At 46.7% G+C, this 12,787-nt stretch carries 14 protein-coding genes; 8 read left to right on the top strand and 6 right to left on the bottom strand.

Features of this window, described 5'->3' with window-relative positions; all coding sequences use genetic code 11:
• Positions 1 to 33: 33 nt before the first annotated feature.
• Together JCM23214_RS04970 and JCM23214_RS19155 are read right to left on the bottom strand one after the other, a co-directional pair.
• Positions 34 to 1,638: a rhodanese-like domain-containing protein gene (locus JCM23214_RS04970; RefSeq protein ID WP_025897904.1), complete on the bottom strand. Its 1,605-nt coding sequence runs from the start codon at positions 1,636 to 1,638 to the stop codon at positions 34 to 36.
• The gene (locus JCM23214_RS19155; protein ID WP_148301769.1) at positions 1,638 to 2,216 is read right to left on the bottom strand and encodes a cysteine dioxygenase family protein; all 579 of its coding nucleotides are present in this window, start codon (positions 2,214 to 2,216) and stop codon (positions 1,638 to 1,640) included. Before JCM23214_RS19155 ends, JCM23214_RS04970 begins: the two co-directional genes overlap by 1 nt.
• Before the next feature lie 136 nt (positions 2,217 to 2,352).
• Here JCM23214_RS19155 and JCM23214_RS04960 point away from each other — a divergent pair, with 136 nt between their 5' ends.
• Together JCM23214_RS04960 and JCM23214_RS04955 are read left to right on the top strand one after the other, a co-directional pair.
• Positions 2,353 to 3,780: an NAD-dependent succinate-semialdehyde dehydrogenase gene (locus JCM23214_RS04960; RefSeq protein ID WP_025897900.1), complete on the top strand. Its 1,428-nt coding sequence runs from the start codon at positions 2,353 to 2,355 to the stop codon at positions 3,778 to 3,780.
• Positions 3,781 to 3,813: 33 nt separating this feature from the next.
• The gene (locus JCM23214_RS04955) at positions 3,814 to 5,274 is read left to right on the top strand and encodes a M20 family peptidase (protein WP_025897899.1); all 1,461 of its coding nucleotides are present in this window, start codon (positions 3,814 to 3,816) and stop codon (positions 5,272 to 5,274) included.
• A 35-nt stretch (positions 5,275 to 5,309) separates the two neighbouring features.
• On the opposite strand, the gene JCM23214_RS19150 is transcribed toward JCM23214_RS04955, so the two are convergent.
• Entirely contained in the window at positions 5,310 to 5,711 is a 402-nt protein-coding gene (locus tag JCM23214_RS19150; protein WP_199899308.1) for a secondary thiamine-phosphate synthase enzyme YjbQ, read from the bottom strand.
• Between the two features lie 89 nt (positions 5,712 to 5,800).
• Here JCM23214_RS19150 and JCM23214_RS04945 point away from each other — a divergent pair, with 89 nt between their 5' ends.
• Together JCM23214_RS04945 and JCM23214_RS04940 are read left to right on the top strand one after the other, a co-directional pair.
• Entirely contained in the window at positions 5,801 to 5,983 is a 183-nt protein-coding gene (locus JCM23214_RS04945; protein WP_025897898.1) for a DUF1508 domain-containing protein, read from the top strand.
• 116 nt (positions 5,984 to 6,099) lie between these two features.
• Positions 6,100 to 6,510, top strand: a complete 411-nt coding sequence (locus JCM23214_RS04940) for a PaaI family thioesterase (protein ID WP_025897897.1) — start codon at positions 6,100 to 6,102, stop codon at positions 6,508 to 6,510.
• A gap of 2 nt (positions 6,511 to 6,512) precedes the next feature.
• Here the strand turns inward: JCM23214_RS04940 and JCM23214_RS04935 are convergent, their stop codons facing one another.
• Positions 6,513 to 7,361 (bottom strand): crotonase/enoyl-CoA hydratase family protein, encoded by an 849-nt coding sequence (locus JCM23214_RS04935; RefSeq protein WP_037492592.1) that lies wholly within the window; start codon positions 7,359 to 7,361, stop codon positions 6,513 to 6,515.
• 99 nt (positions 7,362 to 7,460) lie between these two features.
• Between JCM23214_RS04935 and JCM23214_RS04930 the strand changes: the two genes are divergently transcribed.
• The 3 genes from JCM23214_RS04930 (at position 7,461) to JCM23214_RS04920 (ending at position 10,920) form a co-directional block, all read left to right on the top strand.
• Positions 7,461 to 8,396: a threonine ammonia-lyase gene (locus JCM23214_RS04930; RefSeq protein WP_025897895.1), complete on the top strand. Its 936-nt coding sequence runs from the start codon at positions 7,461 to 7,463 to the stop codon at positions 8,394 to 8,396.
• A gap of 181 nt (positions 8,397 to 8,577) precedes the next feature.
• On the top strand, positions 8,578 to 10,290 hold the full coding sequence (locus tag JCM23214_RS04925) for a long-chain-fatty-acid--CoA ligase (protein ID WP_025897893.1): 1,713 nt from the start codon (positions 8,578 to 8,580) through the stop codon (positions 10,288 to 10,290).
• Between the two features lie 75 nt (positions 10,291 to 10,365).
• On the top strand, positions 10,366 to 10,920 hold the full coding sequence (locus tag JCM23214_RS04920) for a 3'-5' exonuclease (protein ID WP_025897891.1): 555 nt from the start codon (positions 10,366 to 10,368) through the stop codon (positions 10,918 to 10,920).
• A 51-nt stretch (positions 10,921 to 10,971) separates the two neighbouring features.
• On the opposite strand, the gene JCM23214_RS04915 is transcribed toward JCM23214_RS04920, so the two are convergent.
• Positions 10,972 to 11,181, bottom strand: coding sequence for a hypothetical protein (locus tag JCM23214_RS04915; protein WP_025897889.1), 210 nt, complete (start codon positions 11,179 to 11,181; stop codon positions 10,972 to 10,974).
• Positions 11,182 to 11,400: 219 nt separating this feature from the next.
• On the bottom strand, positions 11,401 to 11,733 hold the full coding sequence (locus JCM23214_RS04910; protein WP_199899307.1) for an SCP2 sterol-binding domain-containing protein: 333 nt from the start codon (positions 11,731 to 11,733) through the stop codon (positions 11,401 to 11,403).
• Between the two features lie 161 nt (positions 11,734 to 11,894).
• On the opposite strand from JCM23214_RS04910, the gene JCM23214_RS04905 reads away from it, so the two are divergent.
• Entirely contained in the window at positions 11,895 to 12,785 is an 891-nt protein-coding gene (locus tag JCM23214_RS04905) for an SDR family oxidoreductase (protein WP_025897886.1), read from the top strand.
• Positions 12,786 to 12,787 lie beyond the last annotated feature (2 nt).

The following is a 12,787-nucleotide window of genomic DNA, read 5'->3' as shown; positions in this document are numbered from 1 at the left end:
AGATTGCAAGCATGTAGGCTGGCAGTAACGCTGCTATTTGTCCCATGTTTTCATGATTTGGAAGCTTGCCGTAGCGTCACGCTTGATTTGCGAGATGAGCCCCACTTCCCACTCAAGATATTCCTGCATCCGCTCGCGAACTTTGTCTTTGTTATCGTAGGGTTTGTACCAGACATCTTCGGCCGGACTAAGTTGACGGGTATCTCCTGTTTCTATAGTCCGCCCCTCTCGACGCCAGGCAGGATTTCCTCCTTTAAGAACTCTAACTATCACCTCTGGCCTGGCTTCTCGGATCTCAGGTGCAGCAAGATGTGCCATTCGCTCATCTTCCGCTGTTGCAATTATCAACCCAACAGGGGGCAACAACATTAAATCACGTTCAATGCGCGAACGAATTACCCAGCACGCTCCCGGAATGTGTGACTTGCGATATTGTAACGATGTTGAAAAATCCAGAACTGCAACAGGCTCTCCAGACTGGAGTACTGCATCAAGCTCCATCGCAGACAAGCTTTCCCATTCTTTCAATGATTGAGCGGCCATGACACCTTTTTCCAATTCCGTGGCCTTCAGTTCTGAAAAGACATATACGTCGGTCCATCCCATTTGTCGCAACCACGAAGCAGTCATCCAAGCACGAACCTGCCGATCATCTATCAAGATGAGATTTGCAGATCTGACTGCGACATACTCGTCTGTAGCCTGCACCAATTGACCGCCGGGCGCATGCTGACTCCCTTTAATGTGCCCTTGTTCGAACTCTTCCAAGGTTCGAACATCGAGAAGATAGGTCGTCTTCCCCACACTCTCATGCATCATTTTATCAAATTCAGCGGGCTTCAAATATCTTACGCCACACTTGACAGCAAACTCACGCGCATTTCCAGTTTGTTCCGCTAATTGTTCATCAGTTGGCACAGCTGCAATCCGCTCGGCGCCTTTTTCTGTTTCAAAACCAGATAAATACCATCCCATCGTTCCATCTTTAAGCGCCATGATTTCATTACGAACTCCAGCGTTTCGTAAAGACTGCGCGCCAATAATGCTTCTCGTGCGCCCGGCACAATTTACGACAATCGGAACTGACTCATTTTTAACATTGGCTGTGATTCTATGGACCAACTCGGCACCGGGCATATCTATTCCACCGGGAATGCACATACGGTTATATTCTTCAAAAGGACGGCTATCAAAAATTGATATTTCCTCCCCTTCTCCCAGCCGTCTGGCTAACTCAGTCGCGTCGATATGAGGAGTTTGGCACTCATGTTCGACAAACTCACCAAATGCTTTACTGGGAACATTAATACCGGAAAACAACTCGAAGCCGGCCTCATGCCAGCCCGCAATACCGTTTTCCAAACGAGCAACATTGGTATATCCAAAATCTTTCAGAATTTGATCCGCTCGTTGAGCAAGATTATCTGCCCCTCCTTGATCCATTAAAACAACAAGGACAGCTTTTCTTGGGACCAGCCGCTCTATTTCCAATTCAATACGACTTAACGGTATCGAGGCCGCAAAGAGCGGGTGCCCCTGCGCATGAATTCCCTGTTCACGCACATCAATTAAAGCAAATTCAGCCCCGCTTTTAATCAAGTTATAAAGCTCGGGCGCTGCAATAATATTATCACTCATCAACGCGCTTCCCGAATATCCGTATGCGCCGGAAAGGTTTTCCACTGTCCTTTCACCTCGCTCCAGTAGTTTCTAGCGTGCAGTTGCTCAAGTGCAAGTCCGTACATGTGAAAATTCAATACAGGTTCTCCTGCCTTGATATGAATACTATGCAAATCATCTGCGAGAAGTTTAACCGAACTATTCAGCTCGACCACCTTAGAGCCAACTTGTGCAACTCCATTATTGGTTTTGTTATAAAATCTGTTTTCTTCCTGCCCATGCACTCCGACAATTACGGCCCATGTTGTATGATCATGAGGCGGTGCGTTCACTTCACCATTTGCCACATTTGCATAAAGTGCAAATCGATGATCTTCATCCTCTGAGAGGCGGTAAAGGCAGCTTGTGCGGGGGTCATCCTGTGTCGGAGGCGGAAAGTCCTCAAACGTAAATAGCTCTTTGTGCTGTGCCAGTTCATTTAGTTGTTTTTCAACGACAGACAGTTTTTCTAATGAAACAGTCTGCCCATTCAAGGATGAACGAATGACATCTACAGCCTTCTTTATTAACATTCCCCGTCGCACTGAATCGGCCATTTTTCCCTCTCTTTGCTTCAGAGCATCATGTGTAAGCATTGAATTGTACATCGGCAAGCTGTTAATAACTTTACATGCTAACGCTATTTGCGTTAAGGCCGTAGACAAATGAACAACTAATAGACAGGCTTATAATATGTATATTAATGGTGAATGGTGCGAATCTGCCGATAAAACCCGCTTTTCTGTGACCAATCCGGCAAACGGAGACATATTGGGTGATGTCCCAAACGGAAGCAGGATCGATGTTGTTCGGGCGATAGATGCCGCCGCTGAAGCTTTTAAAAGCTGGTCAAAAACGACAGCCTACCAGCGTTCACAATTTCTCTATCGTGCTTATAATTTAATGATTGAGAAAAAAGAACATCTGGCTGTCACTATGACAAGTGAGCAAGGAAAACCACTAAAGGCAGCCCGAAATGAAGTCCAATATGGCGCTGATTTCCTACTGTGGTACGCTGAAGAAGCCAAAAGAATTTATGGTGAAACACTACCAGCCCCACGGGGGGATCAACGCTTCATCGTCCAACAGCATCCGGTTGGGGTTGTCGGTGCAGTCACACCCTGGAACTATCCCATTTCCATGCTAACACGAAAGATCGCTCCTGCCCTTGCCGCAGGATGCACGATCGTCTTGAAACCTGCTGAGGCTACTCCTTTGTGCGCAATGGAAATGTTCAAGATATTTGAAGAGGCGGGCATCCCTGCTGGTGTTGTAAATCTTGTCACAGCTGAAGATCCAAAACCCATTGGGGAGGAATTCGTCTCTAACCCAAAAATTGCAAAACTAACATTCACAGGCTCAACTGGCGTAGGCAAAATGCTCGCTCGTGAAGCAGCCGCCAACATGAAACGCGTCTCAATGGAGTTAGGCGGGCACGCACCATTTATTGTATTTGAAGATGCTGACCCAGAGCATGCCGCAAAAGGCGTCTCTCTCGTCAAGTTTCTTAACACGGGTCAAGCCTGTATCAGTCCAAACAGGATTTTTGTCCATAAATCCATCGCGGAACCCTTTATCGATACGCTGCAAAATCGTGTTCAGCGGATGCGCGGTGGGAACGGAATGGACGAAGGCATTAGCATAGGACCACTTGTCGGTCCTGGGGCCGTCGATAAAGTTGAAAGACAAGTCAAGGATGCTATCGACAAAGGCGCAAGGCTTGTTTGCGGTGGACACAGGTTAATGGATGACGGCCTTGACCGTGGACATTTCTATGCTCCAACCGTATTGGCAGACATTCGTGAAGACATGCTGATTTACCGGGAAGAAACGTTTGGGCCTGTAGCACCAGTTCTCACTTTCGAAGATGAGGACGAAGTTCTGGAAAAAGCCAATGACACTAATTACGGGCTTGCAGCGTACGTTTATACCCCTAACATAGGCCGGGCATTCAGAATGTTTGAGGGTCTTAAGTTTGGCATTATTGGCATAAATGACATTAACCCAACGGCTGCAGCTGCACCGTTTGGCGGGATGAAAGAAAGCGGCTTGGGCCGTGAAGGCGGGCATGAAGGTATAGCTGAATACCTTGAAACCAAACTCGGTGGTTTTTCTATATAATCGCCGAAATTCGACAACACCGGGGGAGGCACAATGATCAAAAAGCTGTTTTTACTAATCCTGTTTTTGCTAGTGGGTCTAGTGGGAATCATTGGTTACAATACAGTGACAAACACGCCTGCCGATCCACCTAACATTGCTTACTCTCCCCCGGAAATTGATAAAATGGCTGCGGCAGAAAGACTTTCTGGAGCAGTTCAGATAAAGACTATCTCCATCTCCCGCGAAGCGCCGGTTGCAGCTCAAGAGTTTGAGGATCTACACGAATATATAGAGGCTCATTATCCAAATGTAGCCTCTCAACTAACGAAAACCCGCATTAGCAATTATAGTATTCTGTATAAATGGGAAGGTCGCGACCCGACTTTACCCGCGGCCATATTTATGGGGCACATGGATGTAGTCCCTGTTGAGCCGGGCACAGAGAGTAAGTGGGAATATCCACCATTCTCTGGAAAACTTGCCGATGGTGCAATTTGGGGGCGTGGTACTCTCGATGATAAAGTATCGGTTTTTGCCATTCTGGAAGCCGCAGAACACCACCTTAAAAGTGGGCTAAAACCCAAGCATACAATTTATTTTGCATTTGGGCATGATGAAGAAATTGGCGGTGAGAATGGCGCCGCCAAGATAGCCTCTCATTTGAAAGAGCAAGGCGTGAAGGTAGCCTATACACTGGATGAAGGAATGGTAGTCGTACAAGGCATCATGCCTGGTATTGAAGATCCGATTGCCTTTATTGCGCTCGCTGAAAAAGGGTATTTGACGCTGGAGCTTGTTGCAACAGCTGATGGTGGGCACTCATCAATGCCACCGCGCAAAACCGCTGTTGGAAAACTCGCGCGCGCGGTATCACGAATTGAACAGCACCGTCTGCCAGCGTCGATGCGTCGCCCCGTGACCGACATGTTTGATACGCTTTCCCCGCACATGCCGTTATCACTTAAGGCAGTTATCTCAAACAGGTGGCTTTTAGACCCGATATTGATAAGCCAGCTTGGTAAAGGTGGTGCGACAAACGCGATGGTCAGAACCACGACCGCAGCGACAATCTTTAACAGTGGAACTAAAGACAACGTCCTTCCAACCAAAGCAACGGCAATCGTCAACTTCAGACTACTTCCCGGCGATAGTATTCAGTCTGTTATTGATCATGTAACAAACGCTGTGGATGACCCGGAAGTTGAAATTCGCATCAAGCAGGGTAATGAGCCATCGAAAGTTTCAGAACACAACAACAGTAGCTATGGGCAAATCAAAAAAACCATTCACGAGGTTTTCCCGGATGTTCTGGTCTCTCCAGGTCTGATGCTCGCTGGATCCGACAGCAAACATTATGAAGAATTGGCAGAAAACAGCTACAGATTCCTACCCCTGCGTTTCGGCAAAGAAGACCTGGGCCGGGTTCACGGGACAAATGAGCGGATCCTGATCGATAACTATGCCGAAATCATCCAGTTTTACATCAGGCTTATGGAAAATTCTGGAAATTAAATATTGTGCACCGAACTCTTAGGTACCTATAAAGCTCATGACAATCCGCCGTGAATGAGGCTGGTTCTGTGTTCAAATACGTAAACACCCTGCCAAGTCCCAAGGTTTAAGGCGCCGTTCATGACAGGTATAGTTAGCGACACATCGGTCAAAGCGGATCGTATATGAGCAGACATGTCGTCAGGACCTTCCGCCCTGTGACGAAATTCTGGATGAGCATCTTCAACCAACTGTTCAAAGTAAAATAGCAGATCGACGAGTACATCCGGGTCTGCATTTTCCTGAATAGTTAGCGATGCAGATGTATGTTTGATGAAAATATTGAGAATGCCTTCCTGCAGGGAATTTTGTCGTAACCATTCATTGATATGTGTTGTAATTTCCAACAACTCCCGACCATGTGTATGTACGACTAATTCTTTGCTTACCTGTTTCATTCGGTCTCCCAAGGCTGGACAAGCTTGCCCTCACATCTAGATAGCTTTGTTCGTCTCTTATCGTGTTAGCACAAACTGGAGACTTAATCATGGATAAGACTGGAAAAGACGATAAGTGGGAATTTTATAGAGACAACAATCCCAACAAACCTGAATGGCGCTGGCGGCGCACAGCTCCAAATGGTCGTATCGTGGGCGCATCGACAGAAGGTTACCACAACAAAAGCGACTGCATCGACAATGCAATTCGAAACGGCTATCGCGAAGAATAAAGTCATTCTTGGCAACGACATTCAGAGCCTGACTAAAATCGGGCTCTGTTCCTCCGGACAGTAGTTGCATTAGAAAGACAAGTCAGAGTATGGTCATCAAAAAATGAGAATATCAGATGACAGCTCAAAACATTCCCGAAGGTTTCCGTCTTTATCAGGCACCCGATCGATTTCCCGAAAAAATTGGTCCTCTTTATTTCAAACGAGACGGGGATCATTATGACTTTGGATTTCTTGTCACTCGCCAGCATACCAATGCCAACAAAATTCTGCATGGCGGAATGATGATGGCGTTTGCCGATGAGATGATGGGACATAAAGTGTTTCGTGCGGTAGGGAAAAAGCCCTGCGCCACCATCTCGCTAAACTTTGATTTTGTTGCCGCAGCTCGAGAGGGTGACTGGGTACAGATGAAAAGCAGCATTACACGACAAGGCCTTTCCGTCGTGTTTGTGCGGAGCGAACTCTATGTGGAGGATAACATCATTTTAACGGCAGACGGGATCTGGAAAATCTTTGGACGCTGAGACTACTTTCTTCTGACCATTTTCTTTGGAGGAAGAAGATCCGCGAACTTTGGGTCCCGCTTTTCCATGTTTGCGGCGGCAGCCTCAAATAAATCATCGGAAAAGAACATCCCTGATTGCCAAACCGCCATATAGCGCAGCGCGTCATCAACGCTGTGATCACGTGTGTAATTCAGCATTTCTTTTGTTCCCAGAACCGCCAAGGGTGATTTCGCTACAATTTGCGCAGCTATTTCCATCACAGCCTTTAGCATTTCCTCTGCCGTGTCATATACTGTATTAACCAGCCCCGCGTTTCTGGCTTCATCCGCGAACATTCGCCGGCCAGTATATGCAAGCTCCCTGACGAGACCTGATGGAATAAGATGTGGCAGTCGTTGTAATGTTCCAACATCTGCTGTCATTCCAATGTTGATTTCCTGAATACAAAAGAAAGCATCCTTGGAACAATATCTCATATCCGCCGCACTAATCAGATCGACCCCACCGCCGATGCATCCGCCCTGAATAGCCACCAGTACAGGAACTCGGCACTTTTCAATAACAGTGAAACTCTCCTGCAGTTCCAGCACATTATTTTTCATCTGTTCGCGTAACCGCCCCGCTTCCACGTCGCCTTGCATTTCCGCAGCGAGACCAGAAAAGGCCGACAGATCCAGTCCAGCAGTAAAATGCTTACCAGTCGATGAAATAACTACAACACGGACAGTTGGCTCTTCTTCAATTTGCGAGAAAACATCCACCATTTCCTGCCAGAACTCCAAAACCATGCTGTTGAATTTGTCTGGCCTGTTCAGTTGGATATGCGCGATATGATCATCAATTGAAAAATTAAACGTTTGATAGGGCATGAGAATTGATCCGTTCAGAGGTTTACTGCTATTGTGGCACTCAAATTTCCCACCAGTATAGACTGTATTGTCTGCAATGCGTCAAATTAGGTTTTATATATGTCTTTGGTACCCGATCTTGCTTCGTTTGAACTGGCTGCTAAAAAGCTGGCCCCCTACATCCATAAAACACCGGTTATGGAACTTCCTCTTCAAAACGGTATTCGCGCTCATCTCAAGCTTGAAAATTTACAAGTCTCCGGCTCGTTCAAAGTGCGTGGCGCCCTAAACACGGTATTGGCCCTGTCTGAAGATGACTTGAAAAAAGGCCTGGTAACCGCTTCAGGTGGAAATCACGGTATGGGCGTTGCCTATGCCGGTGCATTAACCCAAACACCCACAAGCATTTATCTGCCTGAAAATACACCTCAATCAAAGGTACAAAAGCTTCAAAAACTCACCCCGGATGTCATTGTATCGGGAGCCGTTTGGGATGATGCAAACGCCCTTGCGCTCAACGCCCGTGATCAGGAAGGAAAAACCTACATTCATCCATTTGCGGATCCAACAGTTATTGCAGGGCAAGGAACAATCGCGTTGGAAATATTGAAAGAGTGCCCTGATATAGACACACTGCTTGTCGCCATCGGAGGCGGCGGATTAATTTCAGGCATTGCTCAGGCTGCTAAACTGATCAAACCTGATATTCGCATCATTGGCATTGAAGCTGAGGGCGCGCCAACCCTGCACAATAGTATCAAGGCCGGGAAACTGATTACATTAGAGGCCATTACGACGAAAGCCGCCACACTGGCACCACGGCGATCTGCGGAATTAAACTTGGAAATTATCAAAAATACTGTGGATGACATCATTCTTGTGTCAGATGATGAAATGCTCGATGCGTCCCGCTGGTTATGGCAAACTGCAGGTATCGCGACAGAGTTATCCGCAGCGGCAGCAATCGCTGCACTTCATACGGCAAAAATTGATACAGACTCGGCTGGAAAAATTGGAGTCGTAATCTGTGGTAGCGGGACAGATGGCATTCAATAGGTGCAGTTGACCAGAAGTCATTAATTAATCGATTTTCCGTAGATGCAAGCTGGTTTTGAGCGAAATAAGGTGAAAAAACTACCGAAATCCGAGAATTATCCTTTGACCATCTTTGTCAATTCAACGTACCTTTATTACAAAATCATAACAGGGTTTTGAAACAATTCTAAAGGGGTAGGAAATGTCTGATTTTTCATGGGAGAAGTCATACCCAAAAGGTGTGAAGTGGGAAATTGAAATTGACAGGAAGCCAGTCTATGCGCTGCTCGACGAGGCTGTAAAAAAATGGCCGAACAATTATGTCATCGATTTCATGGACAAACGGATGACATATTCAGAACTGGATGAACAGGTCAATCGTGCGGCAAAAGGCTTCCAGCAACTGGGCGTTAAAAAAGGTGTTCACGTCGGCCTGTATCTGCCCAATACTCCTCACTACATCGTTTGCTTCTTCGCCATCTTGAAAGCAGGAGGTACAGTTGTAAACTATTCTCCGCTTGATGCAGAACGTGAGCTTACACACAAAATTGAAGATAGTGAGACCGACTTTATCGTCACTCTGGATCTTGAAGTCCTGTATCCCAATATCGCAAAACTTCTTGGGAAAACACGCCTCAAGAAGATTATTGTTGGCAACTTGAAAGAGGTATTGCCATTCCCGAAAAATTTCCTTTATCCATTGGTTAAATCCAAGGAAATTTCCAAGGTTCCCAATAATGACCAGCATGTAACTTACAAGTCTCTCTTAGCCAACGACGGCAAGTTTGAGCCTGTAGAAGTTAAAAATCCGGATGAACGCATTGCGGTGCTTCAATATACCGGCGGAACCACCGGCCTGCCAAAAGGCGCCATGCTTTCCCATACCAATCTGGTTGCCGCCTGTCAGCAACTGAGAGCAATGCAGCAAGGTGATGATGCCGTACTCGAGGATGGTAAAGAACGGACTTTGTGTGTTCTACCGCTATTCCATATCTATGCGCTGACCGTGAATATGAACTTTGGAATTGCGGGCGGTGGTGAACTTATTCTGCATCCAAAATTTGAACTGGATGCCGTCATGAAAGATCTGGACAAGAAAAAACCCACGGTCTTTCCGGGCGTGCCAACCATGTATATGGCAATTGCAAACCATCCGGATGTTGCCAAGTATGATTTAAGCTCTCTTAAATTCTGTGCATCTGGTGGCGCTCCCTTACCTGTAGAAGTGCAAGACCATTTTCAGAAAGTTACCGGCTGTCGCCTGCTTGAAGGGTGGGGTATGACAGAAACCTCCCCATCAGGCACCTCGACACCCATGACAGACAAACGGGTTCCAGGCGCCGCAGGCGTACCTGTTCCAGGTGTTGAAATTCGTATTTTCAACGTGGATGACAGAAGTCAAATCATGCCAGTTGGTGAAATCGGGGAAATTGGCATCAAAGGGCCCAATATCATGAAGGGTTATTGGAACAAGCCAGAAGCAACTGCCGAGTCGTTCGTCGGTGATTTCTTTATGACCGGTGACACCGGTTATCTCGATGAAGATGGCTACATGCATATTGTGGACCGCACAAAGGATATGATTACATCCGGCGGCTTTAACGTATATCCACGAATAATTGAGGAAGCCATTTTTGAGCATCCGGGCGTTGAAGAAGTAACCGTTGTCGGCATTCCCGATGATTATCGCGGTGAAGCAGCCAAGGCCTTTATCAAACTCAAACAGGGTGCATCTGAATTCACCTTGGAAGAACTCCGCGAGTTTCTGAAGGACAAACTGGGTAAACATGAATTACCTACTGATGTAGAGTTCCGCCCAGAACTTCCAAAAACGCTGGTCGGAAAGCTGTCCAAAAAAGAGCTGGTTGAAGAGGAAAAACAGAAATACGAAGCGCGCAAAAAGGCGAGTGCCTAGCGACATACGTTTCCGCTCTTGTTAAAAATCAAAACACCCGGTGACCCGCCGGGTGTTTTTTTATATGCTGGGGCTATGAGCATATTTCTGGCAATTGATTTTGAGACAGCAAACCACAGTGCTGACAGCGCCTGTGCTATCGGTCTGGTGCGGGTTGAAGATGGACAAATAGTTGAGGAAGTTGCGAGGCTTATAAAACCGCCAAGCCCCGAATTCTATTTCACCCATATTCACGGCCTTACATACAATCATGTAGAAACGGAACCTGTTTTCGGTGATCTCTGGAAAGATATCAAACCACTTTTTGAAGGGGTGGATTTCCTTGCGGCTCACAATGCTGGATTTGACAGGAAGGTTCTGCAAGCCTGTTGCATGCGGTACGCCGTACAGGCACCGGAAACCGAATTTTTCTGTACGGTACAACTGGCCCGTAAAATGTGGAATGTTCGCCCTACTAAACTACCCAATGTTGCCCACTATCTAGGACTTGAGCTGGAGCACCATGATGCGCTGTCTGATAGCCGGGCCTGCGCCAATATCGTAATCGCCGCCCAAAATGATGGGTGGCATCATATCCATGGCTTTGAACATGTCGGCGAGAGATATACAGCCCTTGAAGAAGGAGCATAAAAAAAGCTGCATCCAAAAATGCAGCTTTTTAAGATTCGTAAGAAAAACAGCTTAGGCAGCGTTCGCAGCGCGAGTTGCTTCCTGAACTTTTTTCAACTGACGACGGGAAGCGTGACGCCCCATCTTCAGAGTAATTTTACGGGCAGCGCGCTGAGCGTTTGAACGGCAGTTTTTGGTTCCGCCGTTACCGCGTCCACCGCCACCGCTTTTACGGCTCTTACCGCCCTGATTACGGCCATTCCGTGCAGATCTCGCTGTCATGTGACTAGCTCCGTTCGGTTCAAGTTTAAATTCGAAGCGCTCTTCTTAATAGCTTGAATTCAAAAGGTACAGAAAAAAATTCATAGCGAGGTCAATTAGGCCTCTTTATACCCAAATTAAGCCATATATCGCTAAAATATCGAAATTTCGCGTACGCGATTCAAGAATCTATCACTTTGAGCAACAGAAGTTGTTCCATTGCTCAATACTGATAATCAGTTAATTGAAGACGCTTTGCAATTTCATGGCAATACCCATGTTGCCTTCAATCTTCAGCTTGCCCATCATGAAAGCTGTCGTAGGGTCCAAATCTCCGCCAGCCAAGGCTTCAAAATTTTCAATGCTGATTTTAATGGTACAATCGGCATCGGCATCTTCATTTGTTACAACATTTGGAACTGTTTCTGCATCCACATGAATGAAGCCATCACCTTTAAAGTCAAATTTCAGTGTTGCATCAAGTCCGCAATCCTCACCAATTCGCTCTTTCATCGCTGCGGTGATTTCTTCGAGTGTCGCCATTGCTAGATCCTTTCCTAAATCATACGGCATGCGAATTGCCTTTTACGTCTCGGTCCACATGCCAACTCGTCACTTGACGTTAACGTAAACGTCACCTACCATGAAGTCAATTACAGATGTCATACAAGTCAATTAAGAAATAAAGATGTATGACAGATAAATAAGAAAAACAGCGGGAGGCATGTTTTTTTATGGGATACCGATCCATATTTCGGCCGGACCTGTTCGCAGGACAAACCATCGTTGTAACAGGTGGGGGTAGCGGTATAGGCCGTTGCACAGCACATGAACTGGTAGCCTTGGGCGCGAAAATCGCACTGGTTGGGCGTACGCAAGAAAAACTGGATCTGGTCGCAACTGAAATTTCAAATGCCGGCGGTTTCGCGACTACACATTCCTGTGACATTCGCGATGAAGAAAAAGTTGTTCAAACTGTTAGTGATATTCTCGAAGTTCACGGTTCCATAAATGGTTTGGTCAATAACGCTGGCGGTCAATTTCCCGCACCGCTTGAGAGTATCAGCAAAAAAGGATGGGAGGCCGTAGTCAACAACAACCTGACAGGCGGTTTTCTGTTCGCGCGCGAAGTCTATACACAATGGATGAAAGAAAATGGCGGCGGCTCGATTGTCAACATTATTGCTGATATGTGGACTTCAATGCCTGGCATGGGGCATTCCGGGGCAGCCAGAAAAGGAATGCTGAGCTTCACAGAAACTGCCGCGGTGGAATGGGCACAGGCTGGTGTCCGCGTCAATGCTGTTGCACCGGGCTGGATCATGTCGTCAGGTATGGACACCTATCCGGAATGGTTTCAGGAACAACTGAAAAAACTGGCAAGCCATAATCCCGCAAAGCGAATGGGAACGGAATCAGAAACCTCCGCCGCCATTGTGTTCCTGTTGTCAGAAGCCGCCTCTTTTATTTCAGGAGACTGCATTCGCGTTGATGGGGCCGCACCAAACGCCAGATTGCACTGGCCTCTTCCGGAACACAATAACAGTCAGCCTTATAACGGCTTCCATCTGGCCGTCACTCCAAAAATCTTTCAGGAAGATAGTTCACAGGATTCCAATAAATAGAG

It is taken from the genome of Sneathiella glossodoripedis JCM 23214 (genome assembly GCF_000616095.1).
Lineage (GTDB): Bacteria > Pseudomonadota > Alphaproteobacteria > Sneathiellales > Sneathiellaceae > Sneathiella > Sneathiella glossodoripedis.
Note: the sequence above shows the minus strand (reverse complement) of the source record. Positions and strands in the feature narration are given on the sequence as shown.

Excerpts from the sequence above, each read along its gene's own strand:
- JCM23214_RS04905 (WP_025897886.1), top strand. The coding sequence starts at position 11,895 with ATGGGATACCGATCCATATTTCGGCCGGACCTGTTCGCAGGACAAACC.
- JCM23214_RS04945 (WP_025897898.1), top strand. The coding sequence starts at position 5,801 with ATGGATAAGACTGGAAAAGACGATAAGTGGGAATTTTATAGAGACAAC.
- JCM23214_RS04935 (WP_037492592.1), bottom strand. The coding sequence starts at position 7,361 with ATGCCCTATCAAACGTTTAATTTTTCAATTGATGATCATATCGCGCAT.
- JCM23214_RS04960 (WP_025897900.1), top strand. The coding sequence starts at position 2,353 with ATGTATATTAATGGTGAATGGTGCGAATCTGCCGATAAAACCCGCTTT.
- JCM23214_RS04920 (WP_025897891.1), top strand. The coding sequence starts at position 10,366 with ATGAGCATATTTCTGGCAATTGATTTTGAGACAGCAAACCACAGTGCT.
- JCM23214_RS04940 (WP_025897897.1), top strand. The coding sequence starts at position 6,100 with ATGACAGCTCAAAACATTCCCGAAGGTTTCCGTCTTTATCAGGCACCC.
- JCM23214_RS19155 (WP_148301769.1), bottom strand. The coding sequence starts at position 2,216 with ATGGCCGATTCAGTGCGACGGGGAATGTTAATAAAGAAGGCTGTAGAT.
- JCM23214_RS04970 (WP_025897904.1), bottom strand. The coding sequence starts at position 1,638 with ATGAGTGATAATATTATTGCAGCGCCCGAGCTTTATAACTTGATTAAA.
- JCM23214_RS04930 (WP_025897895.1), top strand. The coding sequence starts at position 7,461 with ATGTCTTTGGTACCCGATCTTGCTTCGTTTGAACTGGCTGCTAAAAAG.
- JCM23214_RS04915 (WP_025897889.1), bottom strand. The coding sequence starts at position 11,181 with ATGACAGCGAGATCTGCACGGAATGGCCGTAATCAGGGCGGTAAGAGC.
- JCM23214_RS04955 (WP_025897899.1), top strand. The coding sequence starts at position 3,814 with ATGATCAAAAAGCTGTTTTTACTAATCCTGTTTTTGCTAGTGGGTCTA.
- JCM23214_RS19150 (WP_199899308.1), bottom strand. The coding sequence starts at position 5,711 with ATGAAACAGGTAAGCAAAGAATTAGTCGTACATACACATGGTCGGGAG.
- JCM23214_RS04925 (WP_025897893.1), top strand. The coding sequence starts at position 8,578 with ATGTCTGATTTTTCATGGGAGAAGTCATACCCAAAAGGTGTGAAGTGG.
- JCM23214_RS04910 (WP_199899307.1), bottom strand. The coding sequence starts at position 11,733 with ATGCCGTATGATTTAGGAAAGGATCTAGCAATGGCGACACTCGAAGAA.